Below are 22,851 nucleotides of genomic sequence, written 5' to 3' on the forward strand. Positions count from 1 at the left end.
ATGAAAAGCTTTGACTACATCATTACTGGCGCCGGCCCTGCAGGCTGTGTCTTAGCCAATAGGTTGAGTGAGGAGGAAGATGTTTCGGTTCTCCTGCTTGAGGCGGGTGGGGGTGATTGGAACCCACTTTTCCATATGCCGGCAGGCTTTGCCAAAATGACAAAGGGTGTCGCCAGCTGGGGCTGGGAAACCGTGCCCCAAAAGCACATGAAAAATCGCGTTCTGCGCTATACACAAGCCAAGGTCATCGGCGGCGGTTCCAGTATTAATGCGCAGCTTTATGCACGCGGCAATGCAACAGATTACGACTTGTGGGCGAAGGAGGATGGTTGCACGGGCTGGAGCTATCGGGACATTCTACCTTATTTCAAGAGAGCTGAAGACAATCAGCGCTTTGCCGATGATTACCACTCCTATGGCGGCCCGCTCGGTGTTTCGATGCCCGCTGCCACATTGCCAATCTGCGATGCCTATATTCGGGCGGGGCAGGAACTCGGTATTCCCTACAATCATGACTTCAACGGAAAACAACAGGCGGGCGTTGGTTTTTACCAATTGACCCAGCGCAATCGGCGGCGTTCTTCCGCTTCGATGGCGTATCTCGCCCCCATAAAGAACCGGAAGAATTTGACGGTACGTATGGGCGCACAAGTGGCGAAGATTGTCATTGAGGGTATGCGGGCTGTTGGTGTGGAGGTCATAACAGGAAACAGGCGCGAGGTGATCCGTGCAGATCGCGAGGTTGTGGTCAGTTCCGGTGCAATAGGATCGCCCAAGCTTTTGCTGCAATCAGGTATCGGCCCTGCTAATCACGTAACAAGTGCAGGCGTCTCAGTGGTGCACGATCTGCCGGGGGTTGGTGAAAACCTGCAAGACCACCTTGATCTTTTTGTTATCAGCGAGTGCACTGGCGATCATACCTATGACGGCGTCGCCAAGCTCCACCGTACATTGTGGGCAGGACTTCAATATGTGATGTTCCGCTCTGGCCCGGTTGCCTCAAGCCTCTTCGAAACAGGTGGTTTCTGGTATGCAGACGCGGATGCGCGTTCGCCAGATATTCAGTTTCACCTGGGACTCGGCTCAGGTATTGAGGCTGGGGTAGAGCGTTTGAAGAATGCAGGCGTTACCCTTAACTCAGCCTATTTACATCCGCGTTCGCGTGGAACAGTGCGCTTGCGTTCCGGCGACCCGACTGCTGCACCACTAATCGATCCGAATTATTGGAGCGATCCTCATGACCGCCAGATGTCGATTGAAGGGCTGAAGCTCGCGCGTGAAATCATGCAGCAAGCGGCACTCAAGCCTTATGTTCTCGCCGAGCGTTTGCCGGGGCCGAAATACAACTCCGACGCAGAGCTTTTCGAATATGGCTGCGCCAACGCCAAGACGGATCATCATCCGGTCGGCACGTGCAAGATGGGAACAGACAGCATGGCTGTCGTTGATCTGGAGTTGAAAGTATATGGAATGGAAGGACTGCGCGTCTGTGACAGTTCAATCATGCCGCGTGTTCCGTCGGCAAATACCAATGCGCCAACGATCATGATTGGTGAAAAGGGTGCCGATATCATCCGCAATATGGTGCCTTTGCCTCCCACCATATTTTCCAACGAACTCAACGCAAAACGCCCGCGGGCACGGGCGCACATAAGCTGACTGATTTATGCCAGAAAGACTTTAGGCGGCGGAGGTGCCGCCCAGCCACTATTGATGCAGCCTTGTATCGAGAAAAACGCCCGCTTCGCGAGCGGCGCGGATAAAGGCGTGCCGGGCTTTATGAGCAGGTTTCCAGCCATCGAGAGCGTCCATACATGCCTGCAAGGCGCGACGATAACCCGGCCCGTTTTTCACGGGCCAAAGACTGCGAAGGCATTCGATCGCTTCCCAAACGCTGGATACCGCCCGTTGTCCGGTTTCTCCAAGAGTAATCATAACAGGGATGGGAAAACGCTTGTCGTTCATCACTTCCTCCATATGTAGAATCGTCAGACGGGATGATCATCCGCCAGACTGACACTTCAATGTGTCTGGAGTTCATTGGGTTCCATGACAATTCGATGATTTTTTTGTTATCGCATTTCCGGGGGCATCGAGCCAACTTCCTCCAGGAGCCATTTCAGGAAAAGCTGCATGGCAGGACGTTGAGGGCGGTCATCAGGACAGGTCAGCCAATAGCCATAATTGCTTTTAAAACCAAAGCCTTGCGGGTTGGCAAGCTTGCCCGATTCAAGCTCGTCGGCAATCAGGCCGCGTGGCACCAAGGCAAGACCTTGCCCTGCTATTGCAGCACGAATGACGAGAGCATAATAGCCAAAGTGGGTAATGCGTTCCGGAGTGAAATTTGTGATCTTGTGAGCAGAAGCGAATTCGCTCCAGCGAAGGGGCGTATGTTTGTGGTCGAGAAGGGGAAATGAGCGAATATCCGCGGCCTTTTGAATGCCGCCATTTTTGGCAAGAAAGTGTGGCGCTCCCACGAGCGCGACTTGACGCCCAAACAAATAATAGCTGTTCTGTCCGGGCCAATCGCCCTCTCCAAACCGAAATGCTGCGTCTGCCTGGTTGATCAAGTCAGTTGTGGCAAAGGTTGATAGTTCAACGTCTATTTCGGGGTGCTCATCAGCAAACCCGGCGAAGCGGGGAATTACCCAGCGGTCTCCCATGATCGGCAGAATATGCAGCTTGATCGCATTTGGTGATGAACCCAAAGCAGCAATACGCAAGGTGGCGTTTTCCAGAGCGCCCAAGGCCACGCGTGCCTCAGCGACATAAATCCGGCCTGCTTCCGTAGCGGATAGCCCATAGGGAGTTCGCGTGAAAAGCGCAGTTCCCGCCATTTGTTCGAGCGTCTGAAGTTGCTTGCTGACAGCACTCTGGGTCATGTTCAGAGCTCTTGCACAGGCCGTAGTGCTTCCCTGCTCTGCAATCGTGACGATCACTTGCAATGCGCGCGTAGATGGATAGTTGCGGCCGGTAACCATTTCGACTGCCTGTCAGTTATTGGTGGCAGGGTATTCCATTTTGGAATGGTTACGCGAAATAATTTCGTTTGTCGCGCTTAAAGCACAACCATAAGCTTCAAAATAACAAGAATAAGGGAACGATATTATGGCTGAGCAATCCGCGCGTCTATGGGGCGCCCGCTTCAGAGCGAGCCCATCTGCAGAGCTTACAGCACTATCAAGATCAGAAAGCAGCTATTTCCGGCTCGTCCCCTACGATCTTGCATCCTCGGCTGCTCATGCCCGTGAGCTTGTTCGTGCCAACATCCTGACCGCTTCGGAAGCCGAACAAGTATGTTCCGCCTTGCAGACAATTGGAGAAGAGCATCGATCAGGCGCTGTCATTCCTTCTCCAGCCGATGAGGACATACATACATTTCTCGAACGAGTATTGGGAGAACGCGTTGGCATATTGGGGGGGAAGCTGCGCGCAGGACGGTCACGCAATGATCAGGCCGCCAATGATCTGAAATTATATCTGCGTGATGTGGCCCACAGGATCGGTTTGGATATATTGAATCTCCAATCAGCATTGATTGGGCAGGCAAATCAGCATGTCGAGACAGTGACGACTGGCTTCACACATTTGCAACCGGCGCAACCCGTCAGCTTTGCGCATCAATTGCTTGCGCATGCTCAAACCTTTGCCCGTGACTTTGAGCGGTTACAGGACTGGGATCGCCGTGCAGCGCGCTCGCCCCTGGGTGCAGCGGCACTGGCAGGCTCCGCCATTGCAATGCATCCGGAAATCTCCGCGCAGGAACTTGGGTATGACGCTCCAAGCGAGAATTCCATCGATGCGGTCGGCAGCCGTGACCACGTCGCCGAATTCCTTTTTGTCATGGCAATGTTCGGTGTCCATTTGTCGCGTCTCGCCGAGGAATTATTCCTGTGGTCGTCGCGGCAATTCCGCTGGATCGAAATGGATGATGCCTATGCAACGGGTTCATCGATCATGCCGCAAAAGAAAAACTGCGATATTGCGGAGCTGACGCGCGGTCGTGCATCACGTTTGATCGGTAGTTTGACGACGATGCTGGTCGCATTGAAGGGTTTGCCCTTCGCCTATAATCGTGACCTGGCCGAAGACAAACATGCAGCGTTTGATACGATCGATGCGCTGGAACTGGTCGTTCCTGCCATGACCGGGCTAATCCGCACAATGCGAATGAATGTCGACCGGATGCAGCAGCACTCGGTCGAAGGCTTTACACTGGCCACCGAAGTTGCTGACTGGTTGGCAAAAAATGGTGTGCCATTCTCGGAAGCACACGAAATTACAGGGGCCTTGGTGCGGTATTGCGAGGACCGGTCGATCGGTCTGGAGGATTTGAGTGATGACGATCTAGCCACTGTTGATGCGCGGCTGCATCCTTCCATCAAGTCAGCATTAAGCGCGAAAGCGGCCATTGAAGCCCGCAAAGCTTATGGCGGAACAGCACCTGACAGGGTTAAAGAACAAATCGGGCGGCTGCGTGATCTGTTGAACAAGCAACAGGAGTGGCTGAAACTTTATTCCGGTCCCCGATTTGAAAGGTAAGAGATATGGCAAACGTCGATAGCACCATCTCCATTCCTCCGGCAAAATATTCGATTGCTCATCTTCATCATCAGCCCCGGCGACACTACGGACGTTGGTTGGCTGCCAGCCTTATCATTCTGGCACTGGCTTTAATTGTCAAAGCATTCGCTCAGGGGCAGATTGCATGGCCGGTAGTCGCCCAGTTTTTCACAGCTCCCGCCATTCTGTCGGGGCTCTGGAACACAATTTTGATGACGATTTGTGCTATGGCGCTGGGGCTTTTTCTCGGCGTGGTTTTTGCCATCATGATTATGTCACCGAACCCGGTGCTCAAATATGTCGCCGTATTCTACATATGGTTTTTCCGGGGGACACCGCTACTTCTGCAATTGCTCCTCTGGTTCAACCTCGCACTGATTTTTCCGACATTGGGGATTCCCGGTCTGTTTGAAATGCGCACCGTCGATTTCATGACCCCATTCATGGCGACCCTGCTCGGACTGGGCATCAATCAAGGGGCTTATACTGCGGAAGTGGTGCGCGGAGGGATTCTCTCTGTCGACAACGGTCAAATCGAGGCGGCGAAAGTTATTGGCATGACCCGCCTTACCATGCTGCGCCGGATCATCCTTCCCCAGGCGATGCGGGTTATCATTCCGCCAGTCGGCAACGAAGTCATCAGCATGGTCAAGCTCACATCAGTCGCCAGCGTGATCGGTTATGCAGAAATCTTGCGCAATGCGCAGTCTGTCTACTATGCAAATAACCGGGTGATGGAATTGCTGATCGTTTCCGCCATTTGGTACCTGGTTGTGGTGACCATACTTTCTATCGGACAGCATCTGCTTGAGAAGCATTATGCGAAAAGCCAGGGCCGGCGTGACGTCAAGCGCGTGACACCCACGGAAGCGGAGGGAGTGTAACGATGTCTTCGATGGTGGTTGCAGTCGATCTCAACAAATTTTTCGGTGATTTTCAGGCATTGGATAAGGTTTCGCTGGAAATCGAACATGGTGAAGTATTGTGCATTATTGGTCCGTCGGGATCAGGAAAAAGCACATTGCTGCGCTGTATAAATCAGCTTGAGCGAATTGATTCCGGTGCAATATGGATTGACGATGAACTCATCGGCTTCAGGCAAGAAGGCGATAAGCTTTATCAACTCAATGACACGGAAATTGCACGGCAGCGGCTTTCAAGTGGCATGGTGTTTCAACGCTTCAATCTGTTCGCACACATGACAGTTCTTGAGAATATAATTGAAGGCCCTGTCATTGTGCAACGGCGCACCAAAAGCGCGGTCGTTCCGGAAGCGATGGCTTTGCTCGAAAAAGTGGGGCTAACGGACAAGAAAAACGCCTATCCCAGCGAGCTTTCGGGCGGTCAGCAGCAACGCATCGCCATTGCCCGGGCATTGGCGATGAAGCCAAAGCTCATGCTGTTTGACGAACCCACATCAGCGCTTGATCCAGAGCTCGTGAGCGACGTTCTCAATGTTATGCGTGATCTGGCGACCAGCGGAATGACCATGGTCGTGGTTACCCATGAACTCGGCTTTGCGCGCGAAGTCGCCAACCGCGTTGTTTTCATGGATCGAGGTAAGATCATTGAAAGCGGAACACCACAAGAGATTCTCAGTAACCCGAAAGAAAAGCGTACACAGGATTTTATCGCAGCCGTATTGGCTTGAAATATCATAAACATAAAAGAGGAACACAGAATATGAACAATTATAAAACGATTGCCCTATTGGGCGCTGCCATCGTCGTCAGCCTTCCGGCTGCAGCACAGGAACTTCCAGCGCGTATCAAGGACGCTGGCAAGATCGTCATCGCGACAATGCCAAACTATCCGCCGATCACCTATAAGGACCCGGCTACAAATGAGCTTCAGGGTTTCGATATTGATCTGGGTGAAGCAATAGGCAAAGAGCTTGGCGTAAAGGTCGAGTGGCAGGAAATCGCTTTCGCCCAAATGTTACCCTCCTTGCAGACAGGCCGCGTTGACCTGGCAATGGCCGGAATGAGCGACAAGAAGGCCCGTCAGGAAACTGCCGACTTTGTTGATTACATGAAATCGGGTGCACAATTCTATACGTCCAAGGCTATGGCGGCAGAAATCAAGACAGTAGATGATCTCTGCGGAAAGTCTGTCGGTGCCAGCCGCTCAACCGACTGGCCAGCGCAAATTACCGCCTGGAGCGAGAAAAATTGCGTTGCAAAGGGCAAGCCTGCAATCAACGTGACGGGTACGGAAGGGTCTGCTGATGCCCGAACTCAAATCAAAAGCCAGCGTTTGCAGGCAGCCGCTCAGGGAAATGAAACTCTACCTTATAATCAAAAGCTCGAACCTGACACATATGTTACAATTGGCGATGCGTTCAGCCAATCATTGGCTGGTATTCCGGTTTTAAAATCCGAACCACAATTGCGCGATGCCGTGAAAGTGGCGCTTGAAAAGCTGCAGACGAACGGAACCTATGACGCTCTTCTCGACAAATACGGTCTCAAAGCCAACAAGCTGTCGCCAATCACGGTCAACATGGGCGAATAGATTTCGGTTATGAAATTATACAAGAATGGCAATGTGAAGTTGCCATTCTTGTAACCTGGAGTTCGTTGAATTGTTGGAAGTGAGACTATCAAGCGCATCGGACCACGCTGCCCTGGCTGCTCTATTCGAGGAAATGCAAGCGCACTACGATGTACCATGCCCGCCGCGCGAGAAAATACTCGAAGGCTTGGCCTCGATGCCAACAGGTACAGAAATTCTTGTTGCCACCCAGCGAGAGATTGTGGGCTTTGCTGCGATCACGCCAGTCTATCCGGGACCCGGTCTTGGGTCTGGCCTGTTTCTCAAAGAGCTTTTTGTTTCAAAGCAACACCGCGGATCCGGCGTGGGAAAAAGCCTGATACAGGGGCTGGCAAAATTGGCGCTTGAGCGGGGCCATGCACGCATCGACTGGACAGCCGATCGCGACGACCCGCGCTTGCGTGCCTTCTATGAAGGGTTGGGCGGCGTCCCGAAGCCGGAAAAGTTGTTCTATCGTTTCGAGGGATCGGCCTTGCATGAAGCAGCAAAGCAGGGTGGTTAGCTGCCTCGTTAGGGCTTGGGCCGGATGATCCATCCATAAAGCGCACTGCCGGCAAGTAATATGCTTGTGCCAAGAAAAACCGCTCGCATGCCGAAATGCCCACCGACAAATCCTCCCATGAGCGGACCGATGACTTGGCCTGCATATTGCGAGGATGTCGCATAGCCAAGAATGTTGCCCGCAACTCTATCTGGAACATTGTGGCGGATAACACTGGTTATGCAGGGAAGGAGCCCTCCAAGAGATAGTCCCATCAGAAAGCGCAAAATGACCAGCTGCCAGCCCTCGGTCACAAAAGCTTGAGGGATCAGCAGCAGGGCAGATATGCCGAGAGCTGCAACGATAACATTCCAGTGCCCGATACGATCCGCCAGTCTGCCCAGTCTGGATGCGGACAACACGCTGCCTAGCGCTGCCGCAGACATCACAATTCCTGCAACCATGGTTATATGGGCCGGGTTGTCTACGAGTTGTGCCACATAGACTGTGATGATGGGTTCAATGGACATGGTGGCGAGCATCAAAAGCATTCCCGCCAGTAGCATGACAATTACCGGGCGCTTGTCCGGGATTGCCTTCCATCCGCTGTTCTGCTTTTGCGTCTGGCTTTTGGGCGGCCGCTTTTCTTCCTTGATAAAGAGGCTTGTTGCGAGAAATGTGACAAAGATGACCCCACCTATCAGCCAGAATGTTGCGCGGATGCCAATCAGCGGAGGCAGCCCGCCACCAATCAGAGGCCCGATAAGGTTTCCTGCCATGATGCCCGAGGCAAGCGTACCCAGAGCCCAGCCAGTTCTCGCTTTGGGCGTTTGTGTGGCTACAAGGACAGTCGATCCGGATGCGTAACCACCAAGCAGGCCGGTTAGCAGCCGAAGGACAATGAGATGCCAGACCTCTGTGGCCATGCCCATCAAAGACATGGCAATGGCCATGCCAAGGCTGGCGCGGATCAGCATCAGCTTGCGTCCATAGATATCTGCAAGACGGCCCCACAATGGAGCGACCAGAGCGGCGGTGAAGAAAGTTGCGCCATAGGCGATGCCAGACCATTGGACGATCGCGGCATGACCTGTCTCCCCCAACTGTTCTATGTAGAGCGGTAAAAAAGGCAGTATCAAAGTCATCGCAACAATTGTTGTGAACGACCCGAGAAGACAGACCAATAGATTCTGCTTCCAGTAAATTGATTCCCCTGAACTCGAGTCTGTGTCCGTGTCAGTCAATTCATCCAACTATATTTGCCGTGGGCAGCTCATTCTGAACGGGAAATCTTCCGTAGCTCCTAGACATTGCAGTTATGGTTCGGGAGAGCAATCATGGATCAACATTGGAGCAAGCAATCGCAGGTTAGTGAGAGCGCGTTGATCATTATTGCAAGTCCAAACTTGCATTGTTGGCCCCAGCGAATAGGCTCTAAGCCGACTCACGGCAAATAGCATCGAAAATGAGCATCATGAAACTTTTCTTTTCCAGCCAGCAAATGGCTCATCAGCCTAAACAATATATGGTAAATGGCCGAATTACCGACCCGCTGGAAAATCCGGCACGTGCCCAAACCCTGATAAAAGCGCTGACTGATCTTGGACTTTCGCAAGAAGCGACCGGTGACGCGGGACTTAGTCCCATACTTGCCGTTCACGCGGACCACTATGTCGAGTTTTTACAGACGGCATATGACCGGTTCATGCAACTGCCAAATCATGGCCCTGAAGTTCTGCCGAATGTGAGTGCGTATCAAGGCGCAGATCAAAACTATGCTGCCCGTCCAAGACCAAGACCTGTTGGTGTGCTTGGACAGGCTGGCTGGTACATTAACGGGCTTTCCTGCGCCATGATGGAAAGCACTTATGTTTCGGCTTATGCCTCTGCCCAAACGGCGATCTCTGCTGCCAATGCTTTGTTGAGTGGCGAGAAGGCAGCCTTTGCTCTTTGCCGCCCTCCGGGCCATCATGCCTATGTCGATCGCGCCGCAGGATTTTGTTACTTCAACAATGCGGCAATCATTGCGCAACATTTGCGTCAGCAGCACGAGCGTGTGGCAATCATTGATTTTGATACACATCACGGCGACGGAACACAGGCCATATTCTACAGCCGTGATGATGTTTTCGTTGGTTCAACCCATACCGATCCTTCCAACTACTATCCCCACTATAGTGGTTATGCGGATGAAACCGGCGCCGGTAGCGGCCTTGGTGCGAACCTCAATTTACCGCTGGCGGAAGGCAGCGGTGATAATGCCTTCATTGATGCCAATCGCAGGCTTGCGGCCGCAGTGGCCGATCATGGTGCTACGGCACTTGTTATCTCAGCTGGATGGGATGCGCACCACGAAGACCCACTTTCCCGGCTTACCGTGACGACAGCGGCCTATGCCGAAATAGGAGCAATCTGGGGAGCCGCTGGCTTGCCTACCGCAATCGTGCAGGAAGGTGGTTATTCGCTCAGCGCCGTATCGGAAGCTGCGCCACGTTTCATGGCCGCCTATCAGGCTAATAGAACAATATGAGTGACTGCGGTCACTATATCGTCATCGGGGAAAGTAGATGAATCAGATCGCAGCAAAACGCCAGCCAATTCGTGCCGCAATAGGTGCCTTTGTCGGCACCATGATTGAGTGGTACGATTTTTATATTTACGGCACTGCTGCTGCTTTGGTTTTCGGGGATGTCTTCTTTGCCTCGCAAGATCCTGTGATGGGGGTGCTTGCGTCCCTGGGCACGTTCGCTATTGGATTTGTGGCAAGACCTGTCGGCGCGCTTCTTTTCGGCCATTTTGGCGACAAGGTCGGACGCAAGAATTCTTTGATCATAACTCTTCTGCTGATGGGCGCCGCAACAGTGCTGATCGGTGTTTTGCCCAGCTATCACTCCATCGGTATGTCGGCGGCAGTTATGCTTGTGCTGCTGCGCCTCGTACAGGGCGTGGCAGTCGGGGGCGAGTGGGGTGGTGCTGTGCTGATTGCCGCCGAACATGCTCCACCTCGCTGGCGGACTTTTCTCGCCTCAGCACCGCAATACGGAAGCCCGATTGGGCTTATTCTTGCAACGCTGGCCTTCCGTACAGTGTCTGATCTGCCGCAAGAAGACTTTTTGAGTTGGGGCTGGCGAATCCCCTTCCTGCTTAGCGGCATATTGATCATCTTTGCTTTCATCATCCGCGCGGGCATCAATGAGAGTCCTGAGCTTGAAGAGCGATTGAAAGAGAAGACGGTACAAAACGTCATCCCAGCCAAGGAAATTTTTCTCACGAAAAAGAAGTCGCTGGTGCTTGGCATGGGACTTTGTCTGCTCGGTGTCGCAGGCTTCTATTTCATCACCACATTGATGATGACATTTACAACAACATCGCTTGGAATCAACCGCTCTGACATGCTGGAGCTTGTTTCGTGGGTCGGCGTTATTGAGCTCTTTGCATTTCCTGCCGGTTCATACATTGCTACGCGGTTTGGCGAGCGCTTTCTCCTGATTGCCATGTCCGGAGCGGCATTGCTTTTTGCGGTACCAATGATGATGCTCATCATTACCGGTAATCTTACCAATATTTACATTGCTATTCTGGTCGCAACCGTGTTTCTCGCCGCCCATTACGCAGTTATGGCACCGTTTCTGACCCGGGCGTTTCCGGTCCATCTGCGTTATACAGGCATCTCGCTATGCTCTTCACTTAGCGGTGCAATATTCAGTGGTCTTACGCCGGTTATCGGTGTCTGGCTCGTTCACACCTATGGTGTCCAGTGGGCGCCGCTGGCGGGTCTGTTCATTTTCATCGCTGGAATAAGCTTCCTTTGCAGCATTTTCCTTCCCGTAGAAGATAGCGGATCGGAATCTTTTGCTGCGCGAGCAGCCGAGAGAATGCAGAAGATTGAGACTGAGCCTGCCAAATCTTAAATTCTTCACCTTTCCCGGATAGGGGCGTGATTGTCACTTCGACACATTGGGAGAACTGTCCATGGCATTGAAACGTCAGCTTTTGCCGGTTTTGCTTTTTCCGTTGATCTGCACGACTGCATTGGCCGCCGTGAACGGACCCGTAAAATCCGTGACGCTATCATCGGGCGGCCTGTCGGAAATTGTTCGCTCCGCAAATGTTGGCGATAATAGCGAGATTACGATCAATGTTCCGCTGGATCAGGTAGATGACATCCTGAAAAGTCTCATCATCAGAGATGCCAATGGCAAGGTTAAAAATCTCTCATTGGCGGGTCCTAATCCGCTGGAAGAAACGTTTCGTACACTGCCCTTTAGCGTTGATGATCTGAACTCGCTTCCCCGATTGCTGAATGCCGTAAAGGGCACGGGCATCCGCATATCGGGAGCGCGCGAGCTCGAAGGCAGCATACTTGGTGTCGAATATCAAACCGGCGCAAACGGTGCACAAAATGCGGTTCTCTCCATACTTACCGTCAAGGGAGACATCACGACGGTCCCGCTCGACAGTTCAGTATCCGTTGAAATTTTGGACAAGACTCTGAACGCTAAAATAGCCGACGCAACTCTTGTCGCAGGCAAGGGAGCCGTGGATGGCTCCCGCACAATTAAAATCGAGCTGGATGGGCAGGGTACCCGCACCGTAGACATTTCATATGTTGTCTCGGCCCCGATCTGGAAAACCAGTTACCGCATGGTGACGGGTGAAAATGGCACGGCGCGGCTACAGGCCTGGGCCATATTCGAGAACGCTTCTGGCGAAGATTGGAACGACGTTTCTATCGTGCTTTCATCGGGGAAACCCGTCACGCTGAAGCAGGCGCTTCACAGGCGCTACTGGAAAGACCGGGCTGAACTTGTCGTCGATACATCCGCGCAAAATCCTGCAATTGCAAGTCTGGGCACCTCTCGCAGACAAAAGCTGGCACAAGAGCAGGATGCGGCAGCCGGCTATGCAGCCCCCGCTCCAGAGATGCAGATGCCACAAAGGCCAATCGAAATGGCTCCAGCCGCACAGCAAACCGCCATTGAGGAGCAGGAGGTTACGTCCAACTTCTCCCTTCCAGGTCAATTTGATCTGAAGAACGGCGAAACAATTTCCGTGCCTTTGCTTGACAAGGACGTGAAGGTTGAAATGGTTTCGGTCTATCAGGTCGGTCGCAGTGGTGAGCACCCGACAGCTTCTGTCATGCTTGAAAATGATAGTGGTTCCAGTTTTCCGCAAGGCATATTGACCGTCTATAATGGCAAGTCCGGCTATGTGGGAGATGCTCAGATAGCTGGAATGCCATCTGGCGAAAAGCGGGCTGCCAGTTTTGCGCTTGATCAAAAGGTTTCAGTGGGTGCCGACACGAAACCTCAAAGGATGATCACTTCGATAAAGGTCGTTGATGGAATCATTCATGCAAAGACGCTGTTACGGGAAGTAACTATATTTACAGTCAATGGCGCAGCTGATGGTGATCGCACTGTGCTTATCGAGCAGGAGAAACGCCCGGGCTGGACATTCAGGGCCGAAAATACCGCCGATTCGACGCTCACCCATGACCGCGTTCGTATTGCCTTGAAGGCAGGCGAAACGCGCAATGTAGAAACGGTCAGTGAGCAAACTCAGGCTGAAGAATTTGCATTATCGGATGCCGCTCCTCAGATGATAACAAGTTGGGCTGATGCCGCGGAAGATCCGGAGGTAAAAACCAAGCTGAAAGAATTGGCGGAAGCCCGAATGAAGCAGGTCGATGCCCAAGAGGCGCTTGACCGCGTTCAACGAGAGTATGATCAGGTAGCTGAATCTCAGGATCGTACCCGCGAGAACTTGCGAGCTGTACCCAATGGCGATCTTCAAAGCAGATATCTGGCGCAAATGGGTGAAGAAGAAGACCGTCTGGGAGAGCTGCGCAAGGAGCGGGATGCCGCGCAGGAAATCATCGGGAAGTTCAACGAGGATGTTACGCGGATTATCCGTACATTCTAGGCATACTCAAAGCGTCACGACGATTTTGCCGAATTGCTGGTTTGACTGGAGAAAGTGGTGAGCTTCAATAATATCATCGAATGCAAATGTTCTTGCGATGACCGGCTGCAAACCGCCAGATGCTAACCCGGCCAGAATGAATGACTTCGCAGTATCCAATCTGTCTTGATCATTGATAACTTCGTGAACAAGATAACCGCGTAACGTTAGTCGTTTGCTTAGGACATTGAACAATGGAAAGGGGGTGGGTTCGTTGCTTAACCCGCCATATTCGATAAGAATGCCGCCCTCGCACATTGCAGCGGTCAGTGGTTCAAATATGGGGCCGCCAACAGCGTCCAGCACCACCCTTACTCCCTTGGTCTGCGTAATCTCCTCCAAGCGTCTCTCTAGATTCTCCTCTTGCGAGGCAATGACGTAGCCCGCCCCATGGTCAAGCAATGCACGCGCTTTGCTAGATGTTCGCGTAACCGCAATTGGCGTGGCGCCTACCATGTTTGCAATCTGGATTGCAGCGAGTCCAACGCTGCTGGATGCTGCGGTGATGACCACAAAATCATTCTTATGCAAGCCGGCAATATCGATCAAAGCACCATAGGCGGTAAGATATTGCATCCAGAGAGCGGCAGCCTCTACCAAGCCAAGCGATGGCGGATGCTTGACGAGCAGCCTTGCTGGAAAAGTTGCGACTTCGCCGTAAGCAGGCCAACGAACCATTGAGACGGGCGGAATAACGCTGACAATGTCACCCGGTGCAAAATCATCTACGCCTTCGCCGACCGTTTCGACAAAACCCGCAGCTTCCAATCCCAACCCTGAAGGCAATAATGGGGTTTCAATGTAGCGTCCCATGCGTAGCAGGGTTTCAGCGCGATTGAGACCCAGCGCTTTAACGCGAAGACGTACTTCGCCACGGCCAAGTGCTGGTAGATCAACGTTTTCGATACGTAGAACTTCCGGTCCACCAAATTCATGAAAGCGAACGACGCGAGCCATAAGTCAAAACTCCAAATTATTTGAATTGAATAGGGTATGACAGGAGTTGGATTGGCGATAAATACGCTTAAAAGCAATGCAGTAGAAACTGAGAGTTTCGAATATGGATCGTCTTCTGAGTATGGCTGTATTTGTTAAAGCCGTAGATCTGGGCTCGTTTGCGGCAGCCGCTGAAGAACTCGGCCTGTCGGGACCAATGGTTGGAAAGCACATCCGCTTTCTCGAAGAGCGACTTGGTTTGCGTCTCCTTAACCGGACGACACGCCGCCAAAGTCTGACGGATTTTGGACATGTCTATTATGAGAGTTGCCGCATTATTCTTGCCGAAGTGGATGCAACCGATGCACAGGCGGCTGATCAGCTTTTGGAGCCTCGGGGAAAATTGCGCGTGACGATGCCGGTGCATTTCGGGCGGCGTTGCGTAACGCCTGTCTTGCTGGAACTGGCGCGGAAATATCCCGCGTTGGAGCTAGATTTATCCTATAATGATGACTTTTACGATCTTGCGGAAAACGGTTTCGATCTGGCGGTTAGAACGGGTGTCCCTGAAGACAGGGCCGGTGTCATCGCGCGCCGTATCGCACGTCAAGAAATGATCGTATGCGGGTCGCCGTCCTATCTCGAAAAGCATGGCAAACCTGAACAGATTATTGATCTCAATCAACACCAGGCCGTCATGTACCGCCGTTCTGGCCGGATACCCTCATGGAGTTTTCCGGGAGGCGAGATGCTGGTGCCGATCAATCGAATACGTCTCGACGACCTCGATGCTATTGCCGACGCTGCCAGCAGCGGGATGGGACTGGCCTGGCTGCCAAGCTGGCTGGTGCGGGACCGTCTGCAAGAAGGGACGCTTGTCCAACTCTTATCCGATCAGCCCGGGCTGCCTTACGATTGCTATGCGATGTGGCTGCAGACGCCTCATTTATCGTTAAAGGTACGCATTGCTGTGGATGCGTTGGCAATCGCGCTGCCGAAGATGATGTAGCCATTCAATGACCAGTCGGGATGGGAAAAGCAGCCCTTCGCATGTCGGTTTTTCGAATCGACGCGAGTGCTTAAATTCCTGAACCGTCAAGCTGCTTGGCGTCGTCGCCTTCCCAAGGTAGGGGCATGGATGTACGATTCAAATTAGCTGAGGGCATCGGCATCCAGCACTTCAGTTCCGGTTCGGCATATTCGACGATGCGGCCAGGTGAGGAATCGGAGGCGCGCCAACCTTCAGCACCGAACTGATCACCATTAGACCAGTAAGCGAGATCAACTTCCGCCTGTCCCTGTTCGGATGGACGGATTGTTACAAGGATGCGACTGCCGTCTTTCGGTGCGCTCGCCATGTGACGCCAGCGGTTTGGCTCATCCATCGTTTTCTCTTGTCCTGCCATGGTTGCGAGTGTCGCCTCACTGTTGAAAGCCGTCAAGACAAACTTTTTAGAGGGACCGGGGTGAGTTCAATCACCGTGCATCGCGTCGTGGCTAAAGGTGGCTAGGACAAAAGTGTACCTGGTTGGAGACAGTTCATCAGTCGGCGGTGCTGATTTGCTTGAGAGGCGAGTCAGCGACAGCGTACTGGCGACGATGAACGTCGCGGTGTGCGGAATAATTTAAAAGCTGCAAAAAAACGTAATTGACAACCAACGGAAAGTGATATCATTCTTGTAAATCGGTTTACTAAACCGCTTTACAATGGAGTTTTGCTCTTGGTTAAGCGAACGATGCCAAGTTTGAAAGATGTGGCTGCCGCTGCGGGTGTGTCAGTGACGACGATCTCGCGCTTCGTAAATGGCAGCCTTGATCTGCCCCACAACACCAAGAAACGCATCGAAGATGCGATCACCACGCTCAAATACGTTCCAAACCCACATGCGCGGCGGTTGAGCATGGGGCGCTCCGATACGATTGGTCTGGTAGTACCGGAAATCGCCAATCCATTCTTCTCTACATTCGTGGCAGCGGTGGAGCAGGCGGCGGACGAGAAAAAATTGGCTGTTTCGCTGCATGCAACGCTTAACCGACCGGGCCGGGAAATAGAATATCTCCAGCTCATCGAGCGGAATCATGTCGATGGCTTGATTTTTGTCACAAACCATCCTGACGACGGCGCGCTTGCTAATCTGATCAATCGTTCCAGCAAGGTCATTGTGGTTGACGAAGATATCCCTGGCTCCAAAGCGCCAAAGCTTTTCTGTGACAATGATCATGGCGGATATCTTGCTGGACTGCATCTGGCTGGCCATGGGCACAGGCATGTCCTGTTTATCGGTGGAGATGAGCGCATGATTAGTGCGCGTCGCCGTTTCGATGGCGTGATGAGAGCTCTTCGCGAGCACCATGCAGGTCTGGCCCGGGTGGACCGCTACGCCGGTGAATATACCATCAATTACGGCCGTCAGGCTGCGTTGCGTTTCCTTGAAGAACGCCATGAGGCCACCGCGATTTTTGCCAGCTCGGATGAAATCGCCATTGGCATGCTGGAAGTGTTCAAAGATAGGGGCGTCTCAGTTCCGGGCGACGTATCGATGATCGGTTTCGATGATGTCGGGCCCCTGCATCTCTTCGCGCCTCCGCTGACGGTGATCCGCCAGCCAGTCCGGCAGCTTGGCAGCCGGGCATTGGAACTGCTTCTGGAAACAAACTGGCAAGAGTGGAAACCCTCCGCTTCGGAAGAGCTTTTGCCTGTCGAAATCGTGGTGCGGAACTCCGTTGCTCCGCCAGCGAAATAACAAAAAAGCGACGGCTAAAAACAACAGAGGATGAGAACATGACTTTGAATCTAACAAGAAGAATGATGATCGCGCTGGCAGGGTTTACCATATTAAGCTGTGCCGTTTCGGCCTCCGTGGCTCAGGAGAAAAAGACGATCGCGCTGGTTCAGATCAACCAGCAGGCGCTTTTCTTCAACCAGATGAACGAAGGCGCACAGAAAGCGGCCGATGCAGCCGGTGTGAAGCTGGTGATTTTCAACTCCAATAATGAACCAACGGCACAGAACAGCGCTATCGAAACCTATATTCAGGAAAAGGTTTCTGGCCTTGCTGTAGTCGCTATCGACGTCAACGGACTGATGCCTGCAGTCAAGCAGGCAGCGGATGCGGGTATTCCCGTTGTCGCTATCGATGCCATCTTGCCGGCGGGCCCGCAAAAAGCGCAGATCGGCGTGGACAACGCGACGGCGGGTGCCGACATGGGCAAGTTCTTCCTTGACTACGTCAAGACAAACATGGCCGGCAAAGCAAAGATCGGCGTCGTTGGAGCGTTGAACTCCTACATTCAGAATGTCCGTCAGGAAGGTTTTGAAAAGACGATCAAGGGTACTGATGGTATCGAGATTGCCGGAGTCGTTGATGGACAGAACGTTCAGGACAATGCGCTTTCGGCGGCAGAAAACCTTATCACCGCCAATCCTGACCTGACTGCGATCTACGCGACAGGCGAACCGGCACTTATGGGAGCCATTGCTGCTGTTCAAAGCCAGGGCAAGCAGGATACGATCAAGGTCTTCGGTTGGGATCTGACGGCGGAAGCCATCGCAGGCATTGATGCCGGATTCGTTGCAGCTGTCATCCAGCAGGACCCGTCGGCAATGGGAGCAGCGGCTGTGGATGCCTTGCAGAAGGTGGCTGCCGGCCAGGCTGTTGATCAGAACATTTCCGTGCCGATTACCATCGTGACAAAAGCCAATGTCGATCCATACAGGGCTGTCTTCAAATGAACCAGAACGGCCGGCAGGTAGCGGCCGTCGTTCACTCCGGAGGGGGCGCTCCCTCCGGAGGTGGAACAAGCGGCGAGACTGATTCCAATCCCCGCGTCTCGTTGCGCGGTATCCGTAAATCCTTTGGTTCGCACCAAGCCTTACGCGGTGTCGATCTAGATATCTTTCCTGGCGAATGCCTTGGATTGGTCGGCGACAATGCGGCAGGGAAATCCACCTTAACCAAGATCATCTCAGGAACCTATATTCCCGATGGCGGCACGATGGCGATCGAAGGCGAGGAAGTTCGTCTGTCCGGACCCGCCGATGCGCGCAATCGGCACATCGAAATGGTATTTCAGGATCTCAGCCTCTGCGACCAGATCGACGTTGTCGGCAATCTCTTTCTGGGCCGTGAACTCAGCAAGGGCATGTTTCTCGACAGCAAGAAAATGCTGACCGAAGCGCGCGCGATGCTGGACGCTTTGGAAATCAGAATTCCAAAGCTGACGGGTAAGGTCGCGCAACTCTCAGGCGGGCAGCGTCAGGCCATTGCCATTGCCCGCGCCGCATCGTTCAAGCCCAAGGTCTTGATCATGGACGAGCCTACATCGGCACTTGCAGTTGCCGAGGTTGAAGCGGTGCTGGCACTGATCAACCGGGTCAAGGCGCAGGGCGTCTCGGTCATTCTCATTACACATCGTCTTCAAGACCTCTTTCGGGTCTGTGACCGGATTGCCGTCATGTACGAGGGCACGAAGGTTGCCGAGCGGCAGATCGGCGGCACTAATCTTGAAGACCTCGTGAAGCTGATTGTCGGTGAGGGAGCCAGACAATGACCGTTTATACAGAGCGTGGCCAGGGGTCGCGCATTGCAGATTTCTTCGGCGAGCATGCGCAGGTTCTTTCGATTGCTGTGTTTTTTGCCGCCTGCATGATATTCTTTTCAGTTGGCAGCGAGACTTTTCTAACCTCCGGAAACATTCTCAATATCATCCGGCAGGCTGCTCCGATCTTGATTGTCGCCATCGCCATGACCTTCGTCATCATCACCGGAGGCATTGATCTTTCCGTTGGTTCTCAGGTTGCGCTGATCAATGCAGTCGCCGCTGTTGTGATGGCGATGGGCTTTCCGTGGCCGGTTGTGGTGGTTGCAATGATCGTACTGGGCGGTGGATTAGGATTTGCACAGGGCTGGTTCATTGCCTACCAGGGCATCCCGGCATTTATCGTCACGCTGGCAGGACTGTCGATTCTGCGGGGCTTTGCCCTTTATCTGACCCAAGGTTATTCCATCCCTATTCAGGATGCGCCGGGGTTCTTTGCTTTGGGACGGGGTATCGTCGCCGGGTTTCCGGTACCCGCAATCATTGCCGTCGTTATCTCCTTTCTAGGTTATGTGGCGATCCGGTCGACAAAATACGGACGTCAGGTTGTGGCCGTCGGCTCCAACATGGAAGCTGCTCGCCGTGTCGGCATGCCTGCCAGGTGGATCATCGCATCAGTGTACATCATTTCTGGCGTGGCATGTGCGATCGCGGGTCTGCTGATTGCAGCGCGGCTGGGGTCAGGCTCGTCCAACGCTGCTGTGGGTTTTGAACTACAAGTGATTGCCGCTGTCGTTCTCGGGGGGACTTCCTTGATGGGTGGCCGGGGGACAATCATAGGCACGGTGCTTGGAACGTTCACCATTGCGGTCATCGGCAATGGCTTGATCCTGATGCACATCTCGCCCTTCTTCACACAGATCGTCACAGGCGCAATTATTCTTGTCGCCATCTGGTTGAATACCCGGATATTCACCGCGAATTTCCGGTTCGGCAGAAAAGGCTGACTTCCATGAGCAAAGATCTCTCGGAAGCCCATATCCATTCCGGCAAGGTGATGACCGTCAACGGGCCGATAGCCTCGGAGAAGCTTGGCATTACCTTGATGCATGAGCATATTCTGAACGACTGCCGGTGCTGGTGGCATGCGCCGAAGACCCCGGAGCGCCAATATCTTGCAGGCGGTTTTGTCTGCATCGAAATACTGGGCGAGCTGAAGCAGGATCCTTTCGTCAACAAGCATAATATTACGCTTGATGATGAACCGCTGGCGGTAACGGAGCTGAAGGCCTTTGTCGCTGAGGGTGGGCAGACAGTTGTAGAGCCAACCTGCCGGGGTATCGGCCGGAACCCGCTTGCCTTGAGGCGTATTGCCAAGGCGTCCGGCCTCAATGTGGTGATGGGAGCCGGATATTATCTTGGTTCCTCGCATCCCCCTGAGGTTGCGGCAATGACCGTTGAAAATATAGCGACGGAGATTGTCCGCGAGGCGGTGGAGGGAGTGGACGGGACCGATGTCAGGATTGGATTGATCGGCGAAATCGGCGTCTCGTCGGACTTCACCGCTGATGAAGAGAAGTCATTGCGTGGCGCTGCTCAGGCGCAGGTGCGAACCGGCCTGCCGCTTATGGTGCATCTGCCTGGCTGGTTCAGGTTGGGCCACCGCGTCCTCGATATCGTTGCGGAAGAGGGTGCGAACCTGCGGCATACGGTCCTCTGCCATATGAACCCTTCCCATGACGATTTTGCTTATCAGAGCGAACTCGCCGCCCGCGGCGCTTTCCTCGAATATGATATGATCGGCATGGACTTCTTCTATGCTGATCAGCAGGTCCAGTGTCCAAGTGATGAAGAGGCAGCACGGGCCATTGTCCGCCTCGCAGATGTCGGTCATCTCGACCGGGTGCTGCTGTCGCACGACGTTTTCCTCAAGATGATGCTGACCCGATACGGTGGCAATGGCTATGCCTATGTCTTGCGTCATTTTCTGCCGCGGCTGCAACGCCACGGTTTGGATAAAGCGGCTCTCGATCAAATGATGCGAGCCAACCCCCGCTCAGTTTTTCACGCAGGTATTTAACGCGAGTTGCCTGCCCGGATTCTTGGGAAAGACCCGGAAATTTTAAGAAAGAATGGTAAGACGATGACAAAGAAAGTACTGCTCGTTGGCGAGAGCTGGGTTAGTTCTGCAACACATTACAAAGGTTTCGATCAGTTCGGCAGCGTTACCTTTCATCTTGGTGCCGAACCATTGGTCAAGGCGCTCGCGGGTAGCGATTTCGAACTGACCTACATGCCCGCGCACGAAGCGGTTGAGAAATTTCCCTTCGAAATGGCCGGTCTGGACGTGTACGACGTCATTATCCTTTCCGACATAGGTGCAAACTCGCTGCTGTTGCCACCTGATGTCTGGCTGCATTCCCGTACAGTCCCCAACCGCCTCAAGCTGATCAAGGCCTGGGTCGAAAAGGGCGGCTCGCTCTTGATGGTTGGCGGATACTTCTCCTTTCAAGGCATTGATGGGAAGGCCCGCTGGCGGCGCACTGCGGTGGAAGACGTTCTTCCTGTTACCTGCCTTCCTTACGACGATCGTGTCGAGATACCGGAAGGAACGACGCCGAAGATCGAACTACCGGATCACCCAGTCATGGCAGGGCTCGATGGCGAATGGCCGTTGCTTCTCGGTGTCAACGAGGTCGAGCTTCGCGAACGGGAAGATGTGGAGGTAATCGCACGCCTGCCTGACGATCAGGGCGGGCATCCGCTTCTGGTTCTCGGACGTTTCGGCAAAGGTAAGACCGCGGCATGGACATCGGATATTGGCCCGCATTGGCTGTCGCCTGCATTCTGCGAGTGGGAAGGTTATGGCAGGCTTTGGAAAAACATTCTCGGTTGGCTAACGCGCGACTGAAGACAGGCGTCTGGGACAACCAGCAGACAGATATGAAGTCTCCATGAAAGGGAAAAACATGCAAGCAATATCGGATCGCGAATCCAATGCTGTGCAGGAAATATTCGGCACCAATAAGGTGCTCATCGGGATGATCCATTGCCCGGCATTTCCCGGTTCTCCACGATATAGGGGCGCCGATATGAATGTGATCTATGACGCGTGCATGCGCGATGCCGAAGCTTGCATTGAAGGCGGCTTGCATGGTCTGGTCATCGAAAACCACGGCGACATTCCATTTTCGAAGCCGGACGATATCGGTCCTGAAACAACGGGTTTCATGTCCGTGGTGACGGACCGTATCGCAAGCGCCATTGGCGTTCCACTTGGGATCAATGTCCTTGCCAATGCACCAATTCCGGCATTCGCCATTGCCATGGCAGGCGGAGCAAAATTCATCCGCGTCAACCAGTGGGCCAATGCCTATGTGGCGAATGAAGGGTTCATGGAAGGACGCGCCGCCGAAGCCATGCGTTACCGTTCCATGCTGCGGGCAGAGCACATCAAGGTATTTGCCGACAGCCACGTCAAACACGGCAGCCATGCTATTGTTGCCGACCGTTCAATCGAGGAACTAACCCGCGATCTGGCATTCTTTGATGCAGATGGCATCATTGCTACGGGCCAGCGGACGGGCAACAGTGCAACGATGGAAGAGATCGACGAAATCGGCTCTGCTACGCACCTTCCACTGCTCGTTGGATCCGGCGTAACCAAGGACAATATCGTAGATATTCTTGGTCGCACCAATGGCGTTATTGTTGCCTCATCACTCAAATATGATGGCGTGTGGTGGAATGCGGTGGATATTGATCGCGTAAAGGCATTCCGCAAAGCGGCGGAGCCAGGTTTGGAGGCCTGAACC

At 53.4% G+C, this 22,851-nt stretch carries 22 protein-coding genes; 17 read left to right on the forward strand and 5 right to left on the reverse strand.

Features of this window, described 5'->3' with window-relative positions; all coding sequences use genetic code 11:
• Complete coding sequence (locus V9K95_RS22175; protein ID WP_336440479.1) at positions 1-1,659, forward strand: GMC family oxidoreductase; 1,659 nt, start codon at positions 1-3, stop codon at positions 1,657-1,659.
• 48 nt (positions 1,660-1,707) lie between these two features.
• Here the strand turns inward: V9K95_RS22175 and V9K95_RS22180 are convergent, their stop codons facing one another.
• Both V9K95_RS22180 and V9K95_RS22185 read right to left on the reverse strand, forming a co-directional pair.
• Positions 1,708-1,965, reverse strand: coding sequence for a DUF982 domain-containing protein (locus V9K95_RS22180; protein ID WP_115054679.1), 258 nt, complete (start codon positions 1,963-1,965; stop codon positions 1,708-1,710).
• A gap of 107 nt (positions 1,966-2,072) precedes the next feature.
• Positions 2,073-2,981 (reverse strand): LysR substrate-binding domain-containing protein, encoded by a 909-nt coding sequence (locus tag V9K95_RS22185; RefSeq protein WP_307281952.1) that lies wholly within the window; start codon positions 2,979-2,981, stop codon positions 2,073-2,075.
• Positions 2,982-3,108: 127 nt separating this feature from the next.
• Here V9K95_RS22185 and argH point away from each other — a divergent pair, with 127 nt between their 5' ends.
• From argH to V9K95_RS22210, 5 genes are all read left to right on the forward strand, one after another.
• Positions 3,109-4,542, forward strand: coding sequence for an argininosuccinate lyase (gene argH / locus V9K95_RS22190; protein WP_336440478.1), 1,434 nt, complete (start codon positions 3,109-3,111; stop codon positions 4,540-4,542).
• Positions 4,543-4,547: 5 nt separating this feature from the next.
• Positions 4,548-5,447 (forward strand): ABC transporter permease subunit, encoded by a 900-nt coding sequence (locus V9K95_RS22195; RefSeq protein ID WP_115054682.1) that lies wholly within the window; start codon positions 4,548-4,550, stop codon positions 5,445-5,447.
• 2 nt (positions 5,448-5,449) lie between these two features.
• Positions 5,450-6,214: an amino acid ABC transporter ATP-binding protein gene (locus V9K95_RS22200; RefSeq protein WP_336440477.1), complete on the forward strand. Its 765-nt coding sequence runs from the start codon at positions 5,450-5,452 to the stop codon at positions 6,212-6,214.
• Positions 6,215-6,246: 32 nt separating this feature from the next.
• Positions 6,247-7,077, forward strand: a complete 831-nt coding sequence (locus V9K95_RS22205) for an ABC transporter substrate-binding protein (protein ID WP_115054684.1) — start codon at positions 6,247-6,249, stop codon at positions 7,075-7,077.
• Positions 7,078-7,156: 79 nt separating this feature from the next.
• Complete coding sequence (locus V9K95_RS22210) at positions 7,157-7,618, forward strand: GNAT family N-acetyltransferase (RefSeq protein WP_442958548.1); 462 nt, start codon at positions 7,157-7,159, stop codon at positions 7,616-7,618.
• Positions 7,619-7,626: 8 nt separating this feature from the next.
• On the opposite strand, the gene V9K95_RS22215 is transcribed toward V9K95_RS22210, so the two are convergent.
• Positions 7,627-8,841: an MFS transporter gene (locus V9K95_RS22215; protein ID WP_336440505.1), complete on the reverse strand. Its 1,215-nt coding sequence runs from the start codon at positions 8,839-8,841 to the stop codon at positions 7,627-7,629.
• A gap of 221 nt (positions 8,842-9,062) precedes the next feature.
• Here V9K95_RS22215 and V9K95_RS22220 point away from each other — a divergent pair, with 221 nt between their 5' ends.
• From V9K95_RS22220 to V9K95_RS22230, 3 genes are all read left to right on the forward strand, one after another.
• Complete coding sequence (locus tag V9K95_RS22220) at positions 9,063-10,127, forward strand: histone deacetylase family protein (protein WP_336440475.1); 1,065 nt, start codon at positions 9,063-9,065, stop codon at positions 10,125-10,127.
• A gap of 37 nt (positions 10,128-10,164) precedes the next feature.
• Complete coding sequence (locus V9K95_RS22225) at positions 10,165-11,508, forward strand: MFS transporter (protein ID WP_115054686.1); 1,344 nt, start codon at positions 10,165-10,167, stop codon at positions 11,506-11,508.
• A 61-nt stretch (positions 11,509-11,569) separates the two neighbouring features.
• Complete coding sequence (locus tag V9K95_RS22230) at positions 11,570-13,522, forward strand: DUF4139 domain-containing protein (RefSeq protein ID WP_307281973.1); 1,953 nt, start codon at positions 11,570-11,572, stop codon at positions 13,520-13,522.
• Between the two features lie 6 nt (positions 13,523-13,528).
• Here the strand turns inward: V9K95_RS22230 and V9K95_RS22235 are convergent, their stop codons facing one another.
• Positions 13,529-14,518, reverse strand: a complete 990-nt coding sequence (locus V9K95_RS22235) for a zinc-dependent alcohol dehydrogenase family protein (RefSeq protein WP_336440474.1) — start codon at positions 14,516-14,518, stop codon at positions 13,529-13,531.
• A 103-nt stretch (positions 14,519-14,621) separates the two neighbouring features.
• Here V9K95_RS22235 and V9K95_RS22240 point away from each other — a divergent pair, with 103 nt between their 5' ends.
• Entirely contained in the window at positions 14,622-15,506 is an 885-nt protein-coding gene (locus V9K95_RS22240) for a LysR family transcriptional regulator (protein WP_336440473.1), read from the forward strand.
• A 70-nt stretch (positions 15,507-15,576) separates the two neighbouring features.
• On the opposite strand, the gene V9K95_RS22245 is transcribed toward V9K95_RS22240, so the two are convergent.
• The gene (locus tag V9K95_RS22245) at positions 15,577-15,882 is read right to left on the reverse strand and encodes a hypothetical protein (protein WP_115054819.1); all 306 of its coding nucleotides are present in this window, start codon (positions 15,880-15,882) and stop codon (positions 15,577-15,579) included.
• Between the two features lie 336 nt (positions 15,883-16,218).
• On the opposite strand from V9K95_RS22245, the gene V9K95_RS22250 reads away from it, so the two are divergent.
• From V9K95_RS22250 to V9K95_RS22280, 7 genes are all read left to right on the forward strand, one after another.
• A complete protein-coding gene (locus V9K95_RS22250; RefSeq protein WP_115054690.1) occupies positions 16,219-17,241 on the forward strand; it encodes a substrate-binding domain-containing protein in 1,023 nt (340 codons plus the stop codon).
• Between the two features lie 38 nt (positions 17,242-17,279).
• A complete protein-coding gene (locus tag V9K95_RS22255; protein WP_115054691.1) occupies positions 17,280-18,230 on the forward strand; it encodes an ABC transporter substrate-binding protein in 951 nt (316 codons plus the stop codon).
• A complete protein-coding gene (locus V9K95_RS22260; protein WP_336440472.1) occupies positions 18,227-19,048 on the forward strand; it encodes an ATP-binding cassette domain-containing protein in 822 nt (273 codons plus the stop codon). The genes V9K95_RS22255 and V9K95_RS22260 overlap by 4 nt, the downstream gene beginning before the upstream one ends.
• Positions 19,045-20,043, forward strand: a complete 999-nt coding sequence (locus tag V9K95_RS22265) for an ABC transporter permease (protein ID WP_307281986.1) — start codon at positions 19,045-19,047, stop codon at positions 20,041-20,043. Before V9K95_RS22260 ends, V9K95_RS22265 begins: the two co-directional genes overlap by 4 nt.
• A 5-nt stretch (positions 20,044-20,048) precedes the next feature.
• Complete coding sequence (locus tag V9K95_RS22270; protein WP_336440471.1) at positions 20,049-21,116, forward strand: phosphotriesterase family protein; 1,068 nt, start codon at positions 20,049-20,051, stop codon at positions 21,114-21,116.
• Positions 21,117-21,179: 63 nt separating this feature from the next.
• Positions 21,180-21,947 (forward strand): glutamine amidotransferase, encoded by a 768-nt coding sequence (locus tag V9K95_RS22275; protein ID WP_336440470.1) that lies wholly within the window; start codon positions 21,180-21,182, stop codon positions 21,945-21,947.
• Between the two features lie 58 nt (positions 21,948-22,005).
• Positions 22,006-22,848, forward strand: a complete 843-nt coding sequence (locus V9K95_RS22280; RefSeq protein WP_115054696.1) for a BtpA/SgcQ family protein — start codon at positions 22,006-22,008, stop codon at positions 22,846-22,848.
• Positions 22,849-22,851 lie beyond the last annotated feature (3 nt).

This window comes from Phyllobacterium sp. CCNWLW183 (assembly GCF_037203775.1).
Taxonomy (GTDB): Bacteria; Pseudomonadota; Alphaproteobacteria; order Rhizobiales; family Rhizobiaceae; genus Phyllobacterium; species Phyllobacterium ifriqiyense.

Bases quoted from the DNA above. Each gene is read 5' to 3' on its own strand.
- V9K95_RS22200 (WP_336440477.1), top strand. From the start codon at position 5,450: ATGTCTTCGATGGTGGTTGCAGTCGATCTCAACAAATTTTTCGGTGAT.
- V9K95_RS22240 (WP_336440473.1), top strand. From the start codon at position 14,622: ATGGATCGTCTTCTGAGTATGGCTGTATTTGTTAAAGCCGTAGATCTG.
- V9K95_RS22230 (WP_307281973.1), top strand. From the start codon at position 11,570: ATGGCATTGAAACGTCAGCTTTTGCCGGTTTTGCTTTTTCCGTTGATC.
- V9K95_RS22255 (WP_115054691.1), top strand. From the start codon at position 17,280: ATGACTTTGAATCTAACAAGAAGAATGATGATCGCGCTGGCAGGGTTT.
- V9K95_RS22275 (WP_336440470.1), top strand. From the start codon at position 21,180: ATGACAAAGAAAGTACTGCTCGTTGGCGAGAGCTGGGTTAGTTCTGCA.
- V9K95_RS22270 (WP_336440471.1), top strand. From the start codon at position 20,049: ATGAGCAAAGATCTCTCGGAAGCCCATATCCATTCCGGCAAGGTGATG.
- V9K95_RS22175 (WP_336440479.1), top strand. From the start codon at position 1: ATGAAAAGCTTTGACTACATCATTACTGGCGCCGGCCCTGCAGGCTGT.
- V9K95_RS22280 (WP_115054696.1), top strand. From the start codon at position 22,006: ATGCAAGCAATATCGGATCGCGAATCCAATGCTGTGCAGGAAATATTC.
- V9K95_RS22185 (WP_307281952.1), bottom strand. From the start codon at position 2,981: ATGGTTACCGGCCGCAACTATCCATCTACGCGCGCATTGCAAGTGATC.
- V9K95_RS22205 (WP_115054684.1), top strand. From the start codon at position 6,247: ATGAACAATTATAAAACGATTGCCCTATTGGGCGCTGCCATCGTCGTC.
- V9K95_RS22225 (WP_115054686.1), top strand. From the start codon at position 10,165: ATGAATCAGATCGCAGCAAAACGCCAGCCAATTCGTGCCGCAATAGGT.
- V9K95_RS22235 (WP_336440474.1), bottom strand. From the start codon at position 14,518: ATGGCTCGCGTCGTTCGCTTTCATGAATTTGGTGGACCGGAAGTTCTA.
- argH (WP_336440478.1), top strand. From the start codon at position 3,109: ATGGCTGAGCAATCCGCGCGTCTATGGGGCGCCCGCTTCAGAGCGAGC.
- V9K95_RS22180 (WP_115054679.1), bottom strand. From the start codon at position 1,965: ATGAACGACAAGCGTTTTCCCATCCCTGTTATGATTACTCTTGGAGAA.
- V9K95_RS22245 (WP_115054819.1), bottom strand. From the start codon at position 15,882: ATGGATGAGCCAAACCGCTGGCGTCACATGGCGAGCGCACCGAAAGAC.
- V9K95_RS22220 (WP_336440475.1), top strand. From the start codon at position 9,063: ATGAGCATCATGAAACTTTTCTTTTCCAGCCAGCAAATGGCTCATCAG.
- V9K95_RS22260 (WP_336440472.1), top strand. From the start codon at position 18,227: ATGAACCAGAACGGCCGGCAGGTAGCGGCCGTCGTTCACTCCGGAGGG.
- V9K95_RS22195 (WP_115054682.1), top strand. From the start codon at position 4,548: ATGGCAAACGTCGATAGCACCATCTCCATTCCTCCGGCAAAATATTCG.
- V9K95_RS22265 (WP_307281986.1), top strand. From the start codon at position 19,045: ATGACCGTTTATACAGAGCGTGGCCAGGGGTCGCGCATTGCAGATTTC.